The sequence below is a fragment of the Aeromicrobium panaciterrae genome, from assembly GCF_031457275.1.
Taxonomy (GTDB): Bacteria; Actinomycetota; Actinomycetes; order Propionibacteriales; family Nocardioidaceae; genus Aeromicrobium; species Aeromicrobium panaciterrae_A.
In genome coordinates, this window is sequence record NZ_JAVDWH010000001.1 from 2,722,179 (window position 1) to 2,739,439 (window position 17,261).

Consider the following 17,261-nt stretch of genomic DNA (forward strand, 5'->3'; position numbering starts at 1 on the left):
GGTGTTCCTTTTCTCTATCTGCCTGGGGTTGGTGAGGCGACGGCCACGAGAGTGTCGGCACCTTCGGCGAGCATCTCGGCAGCAAGACGTTCACCAACCGCGGCGGCTTCGGAAGGCAAGCCGGTCGCGGACAGTCGGATGGTGGGCGAGCCGGAAAGATCTCCGACCACCGCACGGAGCCACAGCTCGTCGCCGTCGTCGCCAGAGGCGACTTCCGCGAGAGCCCCGACTGGTGCGCTGCAACCTGCCTCAAGTGCGGCAAGCAGGCTGCGTTCGGCGGTCACGGCGACTCTGGTGTCAATGTCGTCGAGACCGTCAAGGAGGTGAATCGTCGCGACATCGTCGGCGCGGCATTCACAGGCCAGAGCGCCCTGCCCGGGGGCAGGAAGCATCTGAAGGGGATCAATGAGCTCAGTTGCCTCGTCGGCGCGGCCCAGCCGCAGCAGACCGGCACGAGCAAGGAGTACGGCGTCGTAGTCGCCGGATGCCACCTTGGCCAGGCGAGTGTCGACGTTGCCGCGGATCGGTACGACCTCGACACCGAGGCCGAGTGCGTTGAGCTGCGCTTCACGACGCGGCGAGCCGGTGCCGACGCGCGCACCCTGCGGCAGCTCGCCGAGCGTCATGCCGTCACGAGCAACGAGGCAATCGCGCGGATCGACGCGTGACGGGATTGCTGCAATGACCAGGCGCTCGTCCTGCGCTGTTGGCAGGTCCTTGAGCGAATGGACGGCGACGTCAATCTGACCGCTGATCAGCGCTTCGCGCAGGGCAGCAACGAACACGCCCTGGCCACCCATACCGGCGAGCGGCTCGGTGCTGCGGTCCCCCTCGGTGGAGATCTGAACGAGTTCGACCTCGACGCCGTGCTTGCTGCGAAGCCAGTCGGCGATCGTGGTGGACTGCGTCATCGCGAGTGTGGAGGCGCGGGTGCCGAGCTTGACGGTGGTCATGCCTGCTCACCTCCGACGCGCGTCACGGCGTCAACCGCAGCCTGGTCGAGGGCGAAAAGATCAGCGAGCGCCTCGGCGTACGTGAGGCTGCCGGTGCCATCGACGAGCTGCTGCACGCGAACGGTCGGCGTGTGGATCAGCTTGTCGGCAACACGGCGAAGCGCCTGGCGTACGGACGCAAGCTCGTCTGCGGTGAGGTTGGGGAGGCGCGCCTCGATGCGGGCCACTTCTGCGTCGACAACGTCAGTGGCCATCGTGCGCAGCGCGACAACGGTCGGCGTGACCTGAGAGGCAGCCTTGGCGACGAGGAACGTACGCACCTCGTCTTCGACGATCGAGCGCACCTGCTTCACGTCGGCAGCGAGCTCGGCGTTCTCGGTCAGTTTCGACAGCACCACGAGATCGATCAACGAGACGCCGTCAATGTCGCGGACGCCACCATCGATGTCGCGCGGCAGTGCGAGGTCGATCAGCACCTGCGGGCGACCAGCAGCCTCGATGCGTGGGCGATCGAAAACGACGCCGTTGGCTCCAGTGCAGCTGATCAATACGTCGGCGGCCGCGAGCTCGTCGTCCAAGTCTTCCCAGCGGACAGCGCGGACGCCCGACTCAATGGAGAGATCCTGCGCGCGTTCGTACGTGCGGTTGGCCACCGCGATCTGATCAGCGTCGACACCACGATCGACCAGCGTGCGAACGGCGAGCTTGGCCATCGTGCCAGCGCCTGCGATGAGGAAGCGAGTGTCGCGGGCATCGACGATGTCACCGGCAGCGGCGAACGAGGCCGTGACGATCGACGGCGCGAGGCGGTCGATACCGGTCTCGGCGTGACCACGCTTGCCGATGCGAAGGGCCTGCTGGAACAGCGCGTTGAGCGCCGGGCCGACAGTCGACTCGGTCTGCGCCGTGAGCAGCGCGTCGCGTACCTGACCGAGGATCTGGCTCTCACCAAGGATCATCGAGTCCATACCGGCTGCAACGCCGAAGATATGAGCGACAGCTGCCTCGTCGAAGTGGACGTAGACGTGGCGCACGAACTCGTCGCGGCCGAGATCGGCGTGCTCCGCAAGCAGGCGGGACACCTCTTCAACGGCGCCGTGGAATCGCTCGGCCTCGACGTAGATCTCGACGCGGTTGCACGTCGACACGACAACGGACTCAGTGACGAAGGGCGTCTCGAGGACAAGCTGCGACAGCTTGATCGACGCAGTCGGGTCCAGCGCGACCTTCTCGAGCACTTCGAGAGGAGCCGACTTGTGGCTCATGCCAACAACCAAAACACTCATGACGCTTCACCCGCCTTGCGCTGCTCGTGATAGGCGAGGATCTGGAGCTCGATCGACAGGTCGACCTTGCGTACGTCCACGTTGTCCGGGACCTGCACGAGGGCAGGCGCGAAGTTGAGGATGCTGGTGATGCCGGCCTCGACCAGGCGATCGGCGACTTCCTGGGCGGCTTCGCCTGGGGTCGCGATGATGCCGATCGAGATCTCGCGCTCGGCGACAACCTTCTTGAGGTCAGCCATCGCGGAGACTTCGATGCCGGAGATAGTCGTACCGACGCGTTCGGGGTTGCTGTCGACCAGGGCAGCGACGCGGATGCCGCGGGTGCTGAAGCCCTGGTAGGCCGAGAGCGCCGAGCCCAGGTTGCCGACGCCGACGATGACGACGTCCCAGTCCTGGTTCTGGCCGATCTCGAGAGCGATTTGGTAGCGGAGGTATTCGACGTCGTAGCCGACTCCACGGGTGCCGTAGGAGCCCAGGTGCGAGAGATCCTTGCGCAGCTTGGCGGGGTTCACGCCGGCCTGTGCGGCGAGATCATTGGACGAACACGTACCGATGCCCTGCTCGGTGAGAGCGTTGAGGGCGCGCAAATAGACCGGTAGCCGGGCCACGGTGGCGTCGGGGATGCCACGCTCTGGTGAACCGGCCGAAGGCCTGTTGCGAAGTATCGTCACGGTGCTCCTGCGCTGCGCGGCCGGGGATTATCCCAATTGGGACTGGCACGCTGCGCCGACCTAGTTTAAGAGTTTGTGAACGTGTTCTCAAAATCGAGCGATCCGGTGAGACGCAATAGACACAAATCCGGTGGCGCTTCAGGTCATCAGTTGAGCATGCTGAGGGCGCCTAGGGATTCGTCCCAGGCGCCCTCAGTCGCTCCGCTACTCCTTGATCTTGATCGTGCCTTTGGTGTCCACGATCTCGATCTCAAAATCTTGCTGCTCGTCACCGAGTGTCAGCGTGCAAGGGAAGGTTGTGCCGGCGTCCTGGACGATGATTGCGGCGTCGCCACAGTCGACCTCTGCACCCACCATGTCACTCTTGGCCGCTGTGTCCTCCGCGAACTTGACGGTCTCCGCGACAGAGATGATCGCCTTGGCGGGCTCGAAGTCGAATACAACATCGTCACCTTCGATCTTGGTGACGGTCACGTCATACGGCGCCTTCACACCGTCCACGTTGACCGTGCACTCGAACGTCGCGCCCTTCGTGGCCTCGATGTCGGCCGGGCACTTCGCACCGTCGACCTTGAGGTCGGGAACCAGTTCTTGCTGAGCCTTCACAATCTGCTTCGTGATCGAGTCCGGATCAATGGTGGAGGCGCCGCAGCCAGCTGCCGCGAAGGTCACAAAGGCTAGGAGAACACCCGCGATCATTCGCCTCGAGGTGAACAAGCCAAGCGTGGGGATCGATTTTGTCATGCGCTGATCATGGTGGGGACCCGATCCGCTCACATACGGAACGCAGAAACTGGATCAGCGATGACTCAGTGCCCCTCGGAGGCGGCGCTCGTCGACTCGCCAGAAGTCGTGTTGCTTGCCGTCGACGAACGTCACAGGCACCTGCTCGGTGAACCGCTCGACCAGATCGGGTTCGCCGTCGATCTCGACCCGCACCCAGGTGTCCCCCGTGTCCGCGCAGATCTCGGCGACCAACTGTTCGGCCACCTCGCAGAGGTGGCAGTCGACGCGGGCGTAGACGACGACGCGGGCGTCGTCGGCGTGGGCTGGTGAGCTCACTGTTTTTGAGTACCGAGTGTTTCGAGGCCGAGGGTCTCGCTACGGGCGAGAGCGCGCAGCCGACCCTTGGCGACCTTGCCGGTGGCCGACTGAGGCAGACCCTTGACCACGACGATCCGACGCGGCTGCTTGAAGCGGGCGAGGCGCGTACGGCAATGGGCTTCGACCGACTCGCGCAGCAGTGCTTCATCGCCCGCGCCGGACTCGGCGACGACGAATGCCACGACGGCTTCGCCGGTCTCCTCATCGGGCAAGCCGACGACTGCAACCTGGGCTACGCCGTTGACCTCGGAGATGACGTCCTCGACCTCGAACGGATAGACATTGAACCCGGAGACGATGACAAGCTCGCGCAGACGATCAACCAGTGTCAGGTCGCCAGCTTCGTCCAGATATCCGACGTCGCCGGTGGGATACCAACCGTCCTCGCGGGGACCGTCGATGCCGTCGGGCCAGTAGCCGTTGAACAAGTTGTCGCCGCTGACCCAGATCTCCGCGGGATCGCCTGGCGACGCATCTTCACCGCTCGCCTCGACGATGCGTACGTCGATGCCCGGCAGCGGACGACCGACAGAGCCACCGCGCGGACCGCCATCCTCGGCACGCCGCGCACCCATGGTGACCGCAATGACCGGAGCGGTCTCGGTGAGTCCGTAGCCCTGCTCGATGTGCTTGCCGGATGAGGAGAAGAACGAGTCGGCGAGCTCCGGATCGAGCGTCGATGCGCCCGAGAGGATCAGATTGACGCCAGCCAGCTTGTCGCGGAGGTCGTCACGACCGGCCCACGCCGCAACAACGGGCGGGGCGAGCGGAAGGTTGGTGACGCCCTCGGCCTTGATCTGGTCGAGCAGCCCACCCGGGTCGAACCCGTCGACCAGAACGACAGACGCACCCTGCTTCACGGCCTGACCGAGAACGCAGTTGAGCCCGTAGATGTGGAACATCGGCAGCAGCCCGAGACATACGTCCTCAGGCGTCACGGCCGGCGGCTCGAGCGCCGCGACCTGCTCGATGTTGGCGATCAGCGCGCGGTGGCTCAGCATCGCTCCGCGGGGCTTGCCGCTCGTACCCGATGTGTAGAGCACAACCGCCAGGGCTTCAGGGTCCGGAGGCGCTGCGGGATCGGTTCCGGTGGCATCAGCCAGGAAGCTTGAGAAAGACGTCTCGTCACCCTGCGCCTCAGTGCCATCGACGATGACGGCGATCTCCTGAGTGACCGCCTCGCGTACCTGCGCCACACCGGCTTCGTCGCAGAGCACGACCTTGCTGAGCGAATCGGCGAGCATACGGCCGATCTCGCCGGTCGTGGAGCGTGGATTGATTGGAACGGCGACCATGCCGCCCCGCAAGATTCCGTAATAGGCAATCGGCAGGTCGATGCGGTTGGCCATCACGAGAGCGACTCGTTGGCCGGCCCTCAAGCCGCGCCCGGAGAGTCCACGCGCCACCGCATCGGCGGCCTCGTCGAACTGCTTCCAGGTGAGCTGCCGGCGATCCGCTCGGTTTTCGACCAGCGCAACACCGTCGGGGTCGCGCACCGCGGCCTCACGCAGGTAATCGCTGACATTGACAGTCACGCATCGAGTCAACCACAGCCCCATATGTCACATACCCATTACTGTCGGTTGCATGTCCAAGGACCCTGATCAGCCGCGCAACCTCAAGTCGCGATCGCTGCTTGCCGGACAGGCCGGCGCGTCCGATTCAGAGATGGAAGACGCGCTGAGCACCGCACCCGATACGACGGCTGCAGCATTCTTCGACGTCGACAACACGATCATGCAGGGCGCCTCGATCTTCCACCTCGCCAAGGGACTGCATCGACGCAAGTTCTTCACGACCAAAGACATCGCCAAAGCGGCTTGGCAGCAGTTCTACTTCCGCTTCGCTGGCGTCGAGGATCCCGAACACATCGCCAAGGCGCGAGCGTCCGGGCTGGCCTTCATCAAGGGCCACACGGTTGAGGAACTCGAAGAGGTCGGCGAGGAGATCTTCGACGAGAACATGGCCCACAAGATCTGGCCCGGTACGCGCGCCCTAGCGCAGTGGCATCTCGATCGCGGCCAGAACGTGTGGCTCGTGACCGCAGCGCCCGTAGAGATCGCCAACACGATTGCGCGGCGCCTCGGCCTGACCGGTGCCCTCGGAACCGTCGCCGAACACATCGACGGCGTCTACACCGGTGAGCTGGTAGGCGAGATGCTCCACGGCGAGGGCAAAGCTGTTGCCGTACGCGAGATCGTCGGACGCGACGGACTGGTGCTCGACGACTGCTACGCGTACTCCGACTCCAGCAATGATTTGCCGATGCTGTCGATGGTCGGACACCCGTGCGCGGTCAACCCCGACAAGACGCTCAGGGCGCACGCCAAGGCCAACGGATGGCGCATTCGCGACTACCGAACAGGCCGCAAAGTGGCCGTCGCAGGCGCAAAGACCGCGCTCGCCGCTGGAGCGGCCGGCGGAACCCTCAAATTGCTGCGGCGCCAGAAAAAACAGTAATCCTGACATGAACCCCAATACGGGCTAGACTCCCTCTGATCAGGGAGGGCCTGTGAGTTTTTCAACGACTGCGCTGCGCGATGCGTTGTCGTATGCCCTCATGGGTCTCGACAACAGGCAGCTCGCGATCGCTCTGACGGTCGCCGACTCCCCCGCATACGCGCCCTCCACCGGCTCCGGCCCCGGTCCCGACGATGAAGGCTTCGATCCCGAAGCGTCTCGTCTGCGCGCACTCGTCGACCTCGCCAAAGAGGGTGACTCCGAGGCCTATGGCCAGCTCTACGACCACTACGTGTCTGGCGTCTTCCGCTTCATCTACTACCGCGTCAGCTCGCAGCAGCTTGCCGAAGACCTGACCAGCGAGACATTCGTACGCGGACTCCGCGCGATCCAGCGCTTCAACTGGCAGGGAAAGGACTTTGGTGCCTGGCTGACGACGATCGCTCGCAACCTGGTGGCCGACCACTTCAAGTCGAGCCGCGCCCGCCTCGAGATCGTTTCGGAGACCATCCCCGAGGGCAAGACGGTCGTGGCAAGCCCCGAACAAGAAGTCCTGTCGCTCATCTCCAACGAGATGCTGTTCGAGGCGGTCAACTCGCTGCCCAACGAACAGCGCGACTGCGTCCTGATGCGTTTCATTCAGGGCCTTTCGATCGCTCAGACCGCCGCCGCACTTGGCCGCAGCGAAGGCGCTGTGAAGCAGCTTCAGCTGCGTGCGGTTCGCAGTCTCGCCAAAACAGTCTCGGAGGATGTCCGATGAGCCGATTCACGGTGACGATCCGTAACTTCGAGGCCTCCAAGGTCGTTGATATGAGTGTTGAACTAATCATCGGGAGGAACCCTTCATGATCGGCCGTCGAGCAGACGACGCCCAGTCCTTTAATGAGGCCTGGAGCGGACGTGCGCCCCGTGACGAGCAGATCGCCGAGTTGGTCCGGTTCGCCGAGACCCTGTGCGAAGCTGCCGTTGCCGAGCCGACCCCGGAGTTCCGCCTGTCCCTTCGCTCGGCTCTGATGACAGAGGCCCAGACGGCCCTCCTGCCAGTCAAGTCGACGCCCCGCACCATCGCCGCTGCCACGACACAGCGCCCCGTACGCCGTCGCATCGCCGGTCTCACCGCAGCCGCTCTCGCCTCTGCTGGCGTCGTCGGCCTTGTCTCCACCAGCGCTTCCGCCGTTCCTGGCGAGATGCTCTACTCCGTCAAGCGCAGCGTCGAGTCCGTACAACTCGCACTTCACCAGGACGACGGCTCGCGCGGTGCGTTCATGCTCGCCCAGGCGTCTGAACGCCTCGCCGAAGCTCGCCAGCTGAGCGACAACCCGTCCTCGCGCACCGACTCGCTGATCGCGTCGACCCTCGATGACTTCAGCAGCCAGGCCGAGACTGGCTCCAACTCGCTGTTCGACGAGTTCGACAGCAACGGCAAGACCAAGTCGATCCAGAAGGTCAACGACTTCGCCGCCGCCGCAGCCACTGAGCTCGCGACGCTGTCGACGCTCGTACCCGAAAGCGCCGAAGACTCGTTCGCCTCGGCTGCCAAGACGGTCAGCGATCTTGCTGTTCAGGCTTCGACACTGTGCTCGACATGCGCATCGGCTGATGCCCAGTCCTTGGTCAACGCCGTCACCGCGCTGACTCAGAGTGCTTCGGCTGACGACCTGCGGGAAGCGTCGACGGCCAAGAAGTCGGACTCCAAGTCCACCACGACACCGAGCACATCCGGTTCGACCGGCTCGACTCCGGCACCCGTGCTGCCCACACCTACGGTCACCGTTCCGCCGATCAGCCTCGCGCCGGTCACGGACCCGCTGATCGATGGTCTGCTCGGCGACGAGGGACTCGTACCGGGTCTCCTCAACGGCCTGCTCGGCAACAACTGACCGTCGCCTTGGCGGGTTAACTCATCAAGGTTTCGACGTTCCTAGCGGCTTCGCCGCGGTTCGCTCGACCTCAGAAGAACGCGTTGCCGCGGTCTACGAGCAAGTTGTAGAGCGTCTGCTGGATCGTCTCTCGGACCTGGTCCGTGACGTTGAACAGCAGCATCGGGTCGTCGGCCGCTTCAGGCTCGTACGCGTCTGTACGGATCGGCTCGCCGAACTCGATGATCCACTTGCTCGGCAGAGGGATCAGACCCAACGGGCCGAGCAGTGGGAAGAACGGCGTGATCGGGAGGTACGGCAGCCCGAGCAGTCGCGCGAGCGACGGCACGTTGCCAACCAACGGGTAGATCTCCTCGGCGCCAACGATCGACACCGGGACGATCGGCACCTGAGCACGCATGGCTGACGAGACGAAGCCACCACGACCGAAGCGCTGGAGCTTGTAGCGATCGGCGTACGGCTTGCCGATGCCCTTGAAGCCCTCGGGCCACACACCAGCGAGCTCGCCAGTGGTCAACAGCCGCTCAGCATCGTCGGCGCACGCGAGGGTCGCGCCGACCTTGCGGGCCACCTGACCCACGAACGGCAGTGAGAAGACCAGGTCAGCGCCCAGGGGGCGCAGGTTGCGTCCTGCGTACTTCTTGACGGCATAGCCCGTGATCAGACCGTCGAGCGGGATCGTTCCCGAGTGGTTGGCCACCAGGAGTGCGCCACCCTCCTCGGGGATGTTCTCGATGCCGCGGACCTCGAGCCTGAACCACTTCTCGGCCAGCGGCTCGATCGCAGCCGCGAAGACTTCAGTGATCTGCGGGTCGAAGCCGAACTCGTCGATTTCGTAGTTGCCGTCGAGTCGGGTACGGATCGTCGCCAACAGGGTCGCGATACGCGACTCCCAGTCAGAACCAAGCACGCGCTGAGCGGCCTGGATGATCGCGACGAAGATCTCGTCAAGCGGGATGCCTGCTGACAGTGGGGCCGCGCCAGCCGTACGTGTCCTGCGCGCTGCTTCTTCAGCTGCGTCCGCTGCTGCCTTCGCGGCGTCCTCGTCGGTCACGGCACGGAGGCGAGGCTTCTCGCTCGCAGGCGCCTTCTTGGCCGGAGCCTTCTTCGCTGGTGCCTTCTTGGCCGGGGCCTTTTTGGCGGCAGGCTCGACAGGCTTGGCCTTCTGGACGGGCTTCTTGGCGGGAGGCTTGTCCCCCGCAAGAGCGCGAGCAGCGCTCGAGGGCGACTTCGCGCTGCTGCCTCGCCCGGCTTCACCGGTCGTACCAATGCCCTTCAGCTTGTCTTCGCTCATGAGCGGCCCCCAATCGAGGAGAGAATGCCGGGTCGGGACGTACGGCGGTATTCCTCGAACGCCTGCTCCGACGTCCATTTGAGGTCGTAGCCAAAGATGTCACGCAAAGCCGTGGTGTCGACAACGCGTCCGTACATGAGCAGGCGATGCAGGTCGGGCGACAAGTCAGAGCCCATCGCCTTGAGCACGCGGCGGGCGCCGGCAGCGAAACCGAACGACGGCAACGGAATGACCGGCTTGCCGAGTCGACGGGCTGCCTGGCTCAGCATCACGACGCCGTCGCCGGCAACGTTGAACGTGCCGGGGCGGTCGTGAATCACCGACTCGGTGAGTACGTTCATGGCGTCGTCGACGTGGAGGAACTGCAGACGCGGGTCGTAGCCGAGCGCCGTCGGCAAGACCGGGTTGTCGAAGTAGTTGCGTAGCGGGGTGTCGAGATCTGGGTGCAGCAGCTGGGCGCCGCGCAGGGTCGTGATGATGACCTCGGGACGGCGACGGGCGAACCCGCGTACGTACGACTCAACCTCGACGATGTCCTTGGGGAAGCCGGTACGTACACCGTCACGGGCGAGCAGCGACTCGGTGAACATCGCCGGATCGCGCGGTGAGGTGCCATAGACCGCAGTCGACGATCCGAGCACGAGCTTCTTGACGCCCGCGGCACGCTGGCAGGCAGCCAGCAGCTGCATCGTGCCGATGACGTTGAGCTCTTTGGCTGCGCCTGCTCGGCGGCCGGTTGGTGGGCCGACGTCGAGGTGCACGACAGTGTCGACCTCTTCGACCGCGATGACTTTGCCGACCACAGGGGTGCGGATGTCAGCCCGGACGAACTTGACTCCCTCGAGATGACCAGTAGGCAGGATCGTGTCGATGCCGACGACTTTGTCGACGCCTTTGAGGCCGGCAACGCGCAGGGCGAATTGCGACGCGAAATTGCTCGCGACTCCCGTGACGAGGACGACCCTGCCCATGAGTTACTTGCCCAGACGGCGGCGCTGCACTCGGGTGCGCTTGAGCATCTTGCGGTGCTTCTTCTTCGACATCCGCTTGCGACGCTTCTTGATGACTGAACCCACGGGTCACTACTCAATTCCTGTTGGCCACGCAGTGGTGGCTATGTGCACAAAAGATGGTTTGCCGAGCCTGACGGCAACGTCTCAATTGCCGCTTTTGGCTGAATCACAGCCTACACGGCACTGGACGTCCCGATTTCGGCCGACCGGTGTGAGAGCGGACTCAGTGAAAGAAGGCTCAGCCAGCCTGGAAGTAGGACTTGGAAAGGAACTCCTCGACCGCAGTCTCTGGGACGCGGAAGGAGCGACCGACGCGTACGGCCTCGAGCTCACCGGAGTGAACGAGGCGGTAGACGGTCATCTTGGACACGCGCATCTGCGTGGCGACCTCTGCCACCGTCATGTACGTCTGGCCGGATGCCATCTCTCCACCTACTGTCTGGGGGAACTTGTCTGAGGGCACGCGCGCTCTCCGGCTTCCCCACCGGAGAAACAGCGCGCGTGCTTGCGTTGAGACTAGTGGCAAATGAGGCCTGCGTGACAGTAGTTCACCAAAATCGCTTCAGGTGGGGAACGTCACCCGATTTGGCCCTATTCAGGGTTGCGGATCAAGGCCAATGAGCGGGAACGCGGCTGTCCTGGTGGCCTGAATGGAGCGGTCCAGCCAGCTCGCAGGGTCGTAACCTTCCTCCCACGAGCGATAACCGACCGTGCGGCCGTCCGACATCGTGAGGGGTGCTGCGCTGCCGCGCAGCTGGGCAATGCGTGCTCGCCACTCGTCAGGAGTCGCAGATTCAGGATTGACTGGCGTTCCAGCAACTATCGCCAACAGGTGCGCCCAAGCTCGCGGCACCACGTCCATGACGGCGTACCCACCACCGCCGGTCGCCACCCATTTGCCTCCGCAGACCTCTTCGGCCAAATCGCGCAAAGCGAGGTAGGAGGAGCGCTGACCATCGACTGTCAGCATCAGATTGGTCAGCGGATCGTCCATGTGTGAGTCGCAGCCATGCTGCGTCACCAGGATGTCGGGGTTGAACTCACGCACGATCGGCGGGACCACGGCGTGGAAGGCGCGCAGCCAGCCAGCGTCCGAGGTGCCCGGTGGAAGCGCCACGTTGACGGCCGAACCCTCGGCGCCTTCGCCGCCAGTCTCCGTCGCATAGCCAGTCCCGGGGAACAGCGTCTGCGGTCCTTCGTGGATCGAGATCGTGAGCACGCGCGGATCGTCGTAGAACATCGCCTGTACGCCGTCACCGTGGTGAGCGTCGACATCCACGTACGCGACGCGCTCCGCACCGTTGTCGAGCAGCCAACGGATTGCGAGAGCCACGTCGTTGTAGATGCAGAACCCACTCGCGTGGTCGCGCATGGCGTGGTGAAGCCCGCCGGCGATGTTGACTGATCGCGGGGCCTGCCCGGTCCAGACTCGGCGAGCCGCCTCAACACTCGCTCCGGCCGCGAGCGAGCTCGCTTCATGCATCTGCGCGAAGACCGGGTTGTCTGCCGTGCCGAGGCCAATTGACGCATCGCCATGGGTTGGGTTGTCGCTGAGTTTGTGGACCTTCTCGATGTACTCGGCCGAGTGGATCCGATTGAGGTCATCCTCGGTCGCCGCGTCGGCACCGATGACATCCATCTCGTCGAGGATGCCGAGCTCCCTCGCCAGGCTGATCGTCAGATCAATGCGTACGGGCGCCATCGGGTGGGACGGGCCGAAGTTGTAGCTCGTCATCGTCTCGTCAAAGACGAGAACTGCCTTCTCGCTCACGCCGCAACCCCCGTTGGAAAGGCACGGTACGGAGGCCACGGCGTGAATCCAGTGTTCGCGGTTCGCTCGCTGCGCTCGCTCACGGCTTGGACAGCTCCGCCGAACGTGCTGCCGCAGCCTTGACGCCGGCGATGAGCGCGTCCTTGACGCCGTTGTCGTCGAAGGTCGCGATCGCGGCTGCTGTGGTGCCGTTGGGTGACGTGACTCGACGACGCAGCTCATCGGCCGTCTCGTCGGACTCGGCAAGCAGCTTCGCGGCGCCGACGAGCGTCTGGGCGGCCAACGTACGGGCGGTTGCCTCGTCGAGTCCTGCATCGATACCGCCCGCGATCATCGCCTCGGCGAGATAGAAGACGTACGCCGGACCGGATCCGGACACCGCGGTGACGGCGTCCTGCTGTGACTCGTCGACGACCACGACCTTGCCGCCGGACTCCAGGAGAGCAGAGACTGCCACGAGTTGGCCGTCGGAGCAGGAGGCGCCCGGCGAGATGCCGAACATCCCTTCGCCGACAAGCGCAGGAGTGTTGGGCATCGCTCGTACGACGGCGACACCGGCCGGAAGGGCCGCCTCGATGGTTTCGATCAAGATTCCGGCTGCAAGCGACACAACTGTCGACGATGCGTCGACGTTGGCCGCGATCTCGGTGAGCAGCGACGGTACGTCCTGCGGCTTGACCACGATCAGGATCGTGTCGGCGCCGGTGACAGCCTCAGCGTTGCCAGTGACCTCGACGCCGTATGTCTCCCGGAGCTCGGCTGCCCGCTCATCGCGCTTCTCGCTGATCACGAGATCGCCGACGGGGTGGCCCTGGCCCAGGATCGCGGCGAGGAGCGTCTCGCCCATCACGCCTGCGCCGAGGATCGCGATGCGCTGACTCATGCTTTCACCCTAGTGGTGACGGTCACACCAGGTTCGCTAGCGGTGGTTGTTGCCCGTCACTGCGAGACCGATGCCAAGCCCGATCATCGAGGTGCCACCGATGGCGCCCATCGCCTCGCCGCGCTTGGGCGATGCGTTGAACCACGAGCGCAACTGGCTGGCGATGACGGCCCACAGGCTGTCGGACACGACGCCGATGCTGAACGCCAGCAGTCCGAGCAGGAGCATCTGCACCTGTACGTGGCCGGCCCCGCGATCCACGAACTGCGGCAGCACTGCTCCCAGGATCATGAACGCCTTCGGGTTCGAGAACCCGACGATGAATCCCTGCCTGATCGCCTTGGCCGTCGACAACGCCGGAGCGACTCCCGTACCGGCATCGCTGACGTCGAAGCCCTTGCGGTGCCGGATCGCCTGAACGCCAAGCCATACGAGGTAGGCAGCTCCGGCGAACTTGAGGATCGTGAACACCAGGACTGACTCCTGGACGATCACGCCAAGACCAAGCGCAACGAGGACGACGATTGCGAGCAGACCGAGTGAGTTGCCGGCGACCGTTGCAAGCGCGATCCCGCGGCCGTAGGAAAGCGCGCGCCCGATCACGAACACCACGCTTGGACCGGGGATCGCAATGAGGATGAGCGCCGCAAGTCCGAAGGCCAGAATCTGATCAGCCGTGATCACGTCGCCACCCGCGCTGCGTGGAGACGGGTGAACGCCATGGCCTCGAGCAAGTCGGCTTCGCGGGCCTGCTGGTCGGCGGCCTTGCGGGTGTTGATCTCGACCACGATCTCACCGCCGAAGTTCGAGGCAGCGACGGTCGCGAGGAATGCCTCACAGGGTTGGGTTCCGCGACCGGGCACGAGGTGTTCGTCCTTCAGCGACCCGGATCCGTCGGTGATGTGTACGTGGGCGAGCCGATCGCCGAGGTCCTCGGCCATCTTCACGGGATCCTGACCCGCAGTGGAGCTGTGCGACAGGTCGACCGTCACGTGCGCGTAGTCCTGCTCGACCGGATCCCAGCCCGGAGCGTACGCCTGGAACTCGCGCTTGCCGGTGCGCCACGGGTACATGTTCTCGACGGCGTATGTGATGCCGTGCTTCTTCTCCATGTCGGCGATGCCCTCGACGAAGCTGCGGGCGTAGTCACGCTGCCACCGGAACGGCGGGTGCACGACGATCACCTTGGCACCAACCTCGTGCGCCATGTCAGCGCTGCGGTCGAGCTTGCCCCAGGGATCGCTGCCCCATACGCGCTGAGTAACGAGCAGGCATGGCGCGTGGACCGAGACCACCGGGATCTCGTGGAACGAGCTCAGCGCTTTGATCGCGGTGATGTCAGCACTGACTTCGTCGATGCCGACCATGACCTCGACCCCGTCATAACCGAGCCGCGCCGCCGCCTCAAATCCGCTCGACGTGGACCCCGGATAAACCGAGGAGGTCGACATCGAGACGCGGATGGCTTCGGACACGAGACCAAGACTAGGCCGATGTGCCTACAACTGGTCGAGATGCTCCAGGAGTACGCCCTCGCGCAGCGCCCATGGGCAGATCTCGAGCTCGGCGAGATCGAACAGGTCCATCGTTGCCGCGGCGACGATCGCGCCTGCGTACATCTGATCAGCCCGGTCAACGGAGACTCCAGGCAATGACGCGACGTCGTCGGGACGCATCGTCGCGAGCTGCTCAACGAGCGGTGACAGATCGTCGCGACGCAGCGATCGGCGTACGTACTGGCCGTCACTTGAAGGCGCTGCGCCGCACATGCGGGCGAGGGATCGGAACATCTTGCTGGTTGCCACGGCACGGTCGAACGAGCCACCGCGTAGAAGCGCGCCGGCCTCATCGGCAATCGCGGAACGGACGTGAAGTCGGAGGTCCGCCCCACTCTTGCCCGCATTGAGCCATTCGCGGGTGAGGCGACCTGCGCCAAGGGGTACGGAGCTGGCGACGTCGGGACTCTCGTCGGAACCGGCCGCCATCTCGAGCGACCCTCCTCCGATGTCAAACACACCAAGGCGACCCGACGACCAGCCGAACCAGCGACGCGCCGCGAGGAAGGTCAGCCGCGCCTCGTCGTCGCCAGCGAGCACTTCAAGCTCAAGCCCGCTCGCCTGGTTGACCTGAGTGATGACGTCGTCGGCATTGACCGCGTCGCGTACGGCGGAGGTCGCGAACGCGAGAATCTGCGTGCAGCCTTTGTCTTCGGCCTCCGCCTTGGCTTCGACCATGTACTTGCTGAGCCGGGCAACGCCGTCGTCGGAGATCGCTCCGTCGGAATCGAGGTGATCCGTCAGCCGTAGGGGCTCCTTGTAGGAGTGAGCCGGTACGGGCGGGCCTCCACGAAATGCATCAACGATGAGGAGGTGGCCCGTGTTGGACCCAATGTCGAGCACGCCCATGCGCATACCCGTCATTCTCTCACTGCCAGGTGTCTTGACGGGCAGCACTACGCTGGCGTGGTGCCAGAAGTCGAGCTCGGGTTTCCCCGTACGTATGTCGAGTTCACCAATCCGTCCGACGAGACGGAGGTGTTCCGCTGTGATCTCACCTGGCTGACGTCGCGCTGGACCTGCATCTTCGGGTCGGGCTGCCCCGGCATCTACGAGACCAGCCCCGAGGCGGGCTGCTGCACTCTCGGCGCTCATTTCGCCGACGATGAAGACGCCAAGCGTGTCGAGGTCGTCATGGAGAAGCTGACTCCAGCGCAGTGGGAGAACCACGCCGAGGGTCACGCACGAGGCTGGACCGAGAAGGACGACGAGGGCGAGCTCAAGACCCGGGCGTACGAAGGTGCCTGCATCTTCCACAACTCCCGCGAATTCGAGGGCGGCTACGGCTGCGCGCTCCATGGCTACGCGCTCGACGAGGGCATCAAGCCACACACCACCAAACCCGACGTCTGTTGGCAGTTGCCGCTGCGCCGTCAGTTCCGCGACGTCGATCGCGGAGACGGCTCGACGTACACCGAAGTGCAGATCGGCGAATACACCCGCGCAGGTTGGGGCCCGGGCGGAGCGGACCTCGACTGGTACTGCTCGTCCAACACTGAGGCGCATGTCGGCATGGAGCCGGTGTACGTCTCCAACCGGGACGAGCTGACCGAGCTCATGGGTGAGGCTGGCTACGCCGAACTGGTCAACCAGTGCGAAGCGCATGAGGCTGCGGGGGCTCCGAACCCACACCGCGCCAGCCTGTGATCCGCACTACACCACGGCTTCTGCACGCATTTTGGTAACCCCCCGAATCAGCGGGCTCCCCTGTCAGGCAACAATGCTGTATGCACCTCGATCACGTCTCCTTCGCCGTCGGCGCTGACGGCCTCGCAGGCACGACGGCCTCGCTCGGCAAGCTGCTCGGTGCCACGTTCATTGACGGCGGCGCGCACCCACGGTTCGGCACGCGCAACATGATCCTGCCGCTCAAGAACCGCCAATACCTCGAAGTTGTCGAGGTACTCGACCACCCCGCCTCCGACAAGGCCGCTTTCGGGCAGGCCGTACGTGAGCGCTCTGATGCCGGCGGTGGCTGGATGGCATGGTGTGTCTCGGTCGACGACATGACTGAGGTCGAGCACCGCATCGGCCGGCACGCTGTGCCCGGCAACCGCCGTCGTCCCGACGGTTTCAACCTCGAGTGGCGCCAGATCGGCACCAGCAGCATGCGCGCCGATCCCCAACTCCCTTACGTCACGTGCTGGGACATCGACCCCTCCGAGCACCCGTCACAGATGGCTGGCTCCGAGATCAGCCTGACGTCGCTCGACATCGCTGGCTCACCCCAGCGCCTGTCGGACTGGCTCGGCGAGCCCGTGATCGACGCTCTCGAGGAGATCGAGGTCAACTGGACAGCCCCGCACGGGCTTCCCGGCATCATGGCCGCAACGTTCTCCACACCTCACGGCGACGTCCGAATTTAGTCCGACCCCCCGCCTAGGCTGACC

General features: G+C 64.7%; 20 protein-coding genes. 5 read left to right on the top strand and 15 right to left on the bottom strand.

What is annotated here, in order from left to right; all coding sequences use genetic code 11:
- Nucleotides 1-14 precede the first annotated feature (14 nt).
- From hemC to J2X11_RS13965, 6 genes are all read right to left on the bottom strand, one after another.
- Entirely contained in the window at nucleotides 15-953 is a 939-nt protein-coding gene (gene hemC / locus J2X11_RS13940) for a hydroxymethylbilane synthase (protein WP_309972071.1), read from the bottom strand.
- Nucleotides 950-2,239, bottom strand: a complete 1,290-nt coding sequence (locus J2X11_RS13945) for a glutamyl-tRNA reductase (RefSeq protein WP_309972073.1) — start codon at nucleotides 2,237-2,239, stop codon at nucleotides 950-952. Before J2X11_RS13945 ends, hemC begins: the two co-directional genes overlap by 4 nt.
- Complete coding sequence (locus tag J2X11_RS13950) at nucleotides 2,236-2,910, bottom strand: redox-sensing transcriptional repressor Rex (protein ID WP_309972075.1); 675 nt, start codon at nucleotides 2,908-2,910, stop codon at nucleotides 2,236-2,238. The genes J2X11_RS13945 and J2X11_RS13950 overlap by 4 nt, the downstream gene beginning before the upstream one ends.
- A 204-nt stretch (nucleotides 2,911-3,114) precedes the next feature.
- Nucleotides 3,115-3,654, bottom strand: coding sequence for a DUF4333 domain-containing protein (locus tag J2X11_RS13955; protein ID WP_309972078.1), 540 nt, complete (start codon nucleotides 3,652-3,654; stop codon nucleotides 3,115-3,117).
- A 54-nt stretch (nucleotides 3,655-3,708) separates the two neighbouring features.
- Nucleotides 3,709-3,972 carry a glutaredoxin family protein gene (locus J2X11_RS13960; RefSeq protein WP_309972080.1) on the bottom strand — a complete coding sequence of 88 codons (264 nt, stop codon included), beginning with the start codon at nucleotides 3,970-3,972 and terminating at the stop codon, nucleotides 3,709-3,711.
- Nucleotides 3,969-5,549 carry a class I adenylate-forming enzyme family protein gene (locus tag J2X11_RS13965; protein WP_309972082.1) on the bottom strand — a complete coding sequence of 527 codons (1,581 nt, stop codon included), beginning with the start codon at nucleotides 5,547-5,549 and terminating at the stop codon, nucleotides 3,969-3,971. The genes J2X11_RS13960 and J2X11_RS13965 overlap by 4 nt, the downstream gene beginning before the upstream one ends.
- Nucleotides 5,550-5,601: 52 nt before the next feature.
- On the opposite strand from J2X11_RS13965, the gene J2X11_RS13970 reads away from it, so the two are divergent.
- From J2X11_RS13970 to J2X11_RS13980, 3 genes are all read left to right on the top strand, one after another.
- Nucleotides 5,602-6,474, top strand: coding sequence for an HAD family hydrolase (locus J2X11_RS13970; RefSeq protein ID WP_309972084.1), 873 nt, complete (start codon nucleotides 5,602-5,604; stop codon nucleotides 6,472-6,474).
- Between the two features lie 52 nt (nucleotides 6,475-6,526).
- Nucleotides 6,527-7,234 carry a sigma-70 family RNA polymerase sigma factor gene (locus J2X11_RS13975; RefSeq protein ID WP_309972086.1) on the top strand — a complete coding sequence of 236 codons (708 nt, stop codon included), beginning with the start codon at nucleotides 6,527-6,529 and terminating at the stop codon, nucleotides 7,232-7,234.
- Between the two features lie 85 nt (nucleotides 7,235-7,319).
- Nucleotides 7,320-8,354: a DUF5667 domain-containing protein gene (locus tag J2X11_RS13980; protein WP_309972088.1), complete on the top strand. Its 1,035-nt coding sequence runs from the start codon at nucleotides 7,320-7,322 to the stop codon at nucleotides 8,352-8,354.
- 70 nt (nucleotides 8,355-8,424) lie between these two features.
- Here the strand turns inward: J2X11_RS13980 and J2X11_RS13985 are convergent, their stop codons facing one another.
- The 9 genes from J2X11_RS13985 to J2X11_RS14025 all read right to left on the bottom strand — a co-directional run bounded on the left by J2X11_RS13985 (nucleotide 8,425) and on the right by J2X11_RS14025 (nucleotide 15,726).
- Entirely contained in the window at nucleotides 8,425-9,648 is a 1,224-nt protein-coding gene (locus J2X11_RS13985; RefSeq protein WP_309972090.1) for a lysophospholipid acyltransferase family protein, read from the bottom strand.
- Nucleotides 9,645-10,619 (bottom strand): NAD-dependent epimerase/dehydratase family protein, encoded by a 975-nt coding sequence (locus J2X11_RS13990; RefSeq protein WP_309972092.1) that lies wholly within the window; start codon nucleotides 10,617-10,619, stop codon nucleotides 9,645-9,647. The genes J2X11_RS13985 and J2X11_RS13990 overlap by 4 nt, the downstream gene beginning before the upstream one ends.
- A gap of 3 nt (nucleotides 10,620-10,622) precedes the next feature.
- Entirely contained in the window at nucleotides 10,623-10,724 is a 102-nt protein-coding gene (locus J2X11_RS13995; protein ID WP_019143756.1) for a 30S ribosomal protein bS22, read from the bottom strand.
- A gap of 175 nt (nucleotides 10,725-10,899) precedes the next feature.
- Nucleotides 10,900-11,085, bottom strand: coding sequence for a helix-turn-helix domain-containing protein (locus tag J2X11_RS14000; RefSeq protein ID WP_309972099.1), 186 nt, complete (start codon nucleotides 11,083-11,085; stop codon nucleotides 10,900-10,902).
- 171 nt (nucleotides 11,086-11,256) lie between these two features.
- Nucleotides 11,257-12,432: an acetoin utilization protein AcuC gene (locus tag J2X11_RS14005; RefSeq protein ID WP_309972100.1), complete on the bottom strand. Its 1,176-nt coding sequence runs from the start codon at nucleotides 12,430-12,432 to the stop codon at nucleotides 11,257-11,259.
- 79 nt (nucleotides 12,433-12,511) lie between these two features.
- Nucleotides 12,512-13,315 carry a pyrroline-5-carboxylate reductase gene (proC, locus tag J2X11_RS14010; RefSeq protein WP_309972102.1) on the bottom strand — a complete coding sequence of 268 codons (804 nt, stop codon included), beginning with the start codon at nucleotides 13,313-13,315 and terminating at the stop codon, nucleotides 12,512-12,514.
- A gap of 36 nt (nucleotides 13,316-13,351) precedes the next feature.
- The gene (locus tag J2X11_RS14015) at nucleotides 13,352-13,999 is read right to left on the bottom strand and encodes a LysE family translocator (protein ID WP_309972104.1); all 648 of its coding nucleotides are present in this window, start codon (nucleotides 13,997-13,999) and stop codon (nucleotides 13,352-13,354) included.
- Nucleotides 13,996-14,790, bottom strand: a complete 795-nt coding sequence (locus J2X11_RS14020) for a sugar phosphate isomerase/epimerase family protein (protein ID WP_309972106.1) — start codon at nucleotides 14,788-14,790, stop codon at nucleotides 13,996-13,998. The genes J2X11_RS14015 and J2X11_RS14020 overlap by 4 nt, the downstream gene beginning before the upstream one ends.
- Before the next feature lie 24 nt (nucleotides 14,791-14,814).
- Entirely contained in the window at nucleotides 14,815-15,726 is a 912-nt protein-coding gene (locus J2X11_RS14025; protein WP_309972108.1) for a Ppx/GppA family phosphatase, read from the bottom strand.
- A 54-nt stretch (nucleotides 15,727-15,780) separates the two neighbouring features.
- On the opposite strand from J2X11_RS14025, the gene J2X11_RS14030 reads away from it, so the two are divergent.
- Together J2X11_RS14030 and J2X11_RS14035 are read left to right on the top strand one after the other, a co-directional pair.
- Nucleotides 15,781-16,518, top strand: coding sequence for a hypothetical protein (locus J2X11_RS14030; RefSeq protein ID WP_309972110.1), 738 nt, complete (start codon nucleotides 15,781-15,783; stop codon nucleotides 16,516-16,518).
- An 80-nt stretch (nucleotides 16,519-16,598) separates the two neighbouring features.
- Nucleotides 16,599-17,237: a VOC family protein gene (locus J2X11_RS14035; RefSeq protein WP_309972112.1), complete on the top strand. Its 639-nt coding sequence runs from the start codon at nucleotides 16,599-16,601 to the stop codon at nucleotides 17,235-17,237.
- Nucleotides 17,238-17,261 lie beyond the last annotated feature (24 nt).

Coding starts and splice junctions, on each gene's coding strand:
- hemC (WP_309972071.1), bottom strand. CDS start 953: ATGACCACCGTCAAGCTCGGCACCCGCGCCTCCACACTCGCGATGACG.
- J2X11_RS13945 (WP_309972073.1), bottom strand. CDS start 2,239: ATGAGTGTTTTGGTTGTTGGCATGAGCCACAAGTCGGCTCCTCTCGAA.
- J2X11_RS13955 (WP_309972078.1), bottom strand. CDS start 3,654: ATGACAAAATCGATCCCCACGCTTGGCTTGTTCACCTCGAGGCGAATG.
- J2X11_RS13970 (WP_309972084.1), top strand. CDS start 5,602: ATGTCCAAGGACCCTGATCAGCCGCGCAACCTCAAGTCGCGATCGCTG.
- J2X11_RS13980 (WP_309972088.1), top strand. CDS start 7,320: ATGATCGGCCGTCGAGCAGACGACGCCCAGTCCTTTAATGAGGCCTGG.
- J2X11_RS13985 (WP_309972090.1), bottom strand. CDS start 9,648: ATGAGCGAAGACAAGCTGAAGGGCATTGGTACGACCGGTGAAGCCGGG.
- J2X11_RS13990 (WP_309972092.1), bottom strand. CDS start 10,619: ATGGGCAGGGTCGTCCTCGTCACGGGAGTCGCGAGCAATTTCGCGTCG.
- J2X11_RS14000 (WP_309972099.1), bottom strand. CDS start 11,085: ATGGCATCCGGCCAGACGTACATGACGGTGGCAGAGGTCGCCACGCAG.
- proC (WP_309972102.1), bottom strand. CDS start 13,315: ATGAGTCAGCGCATCGCGATCCTCGGCGCAGGCGTGATGGGCGAGACG.
- J2X11_RS14025 (WP_309972108.1), bottom strand. CDS start 15,726: ATGCGCATGGGCGTGCTCGACATTGGGTCCAACACGGGCCACCTCCTC.
- J2X11_RS14035 (WP_309972112.1), top strand. CDS start 16,599: ATGCACCTCGATCACGTCTCCTTCGCCGTCGGCGCTGACGGCCTCGCA.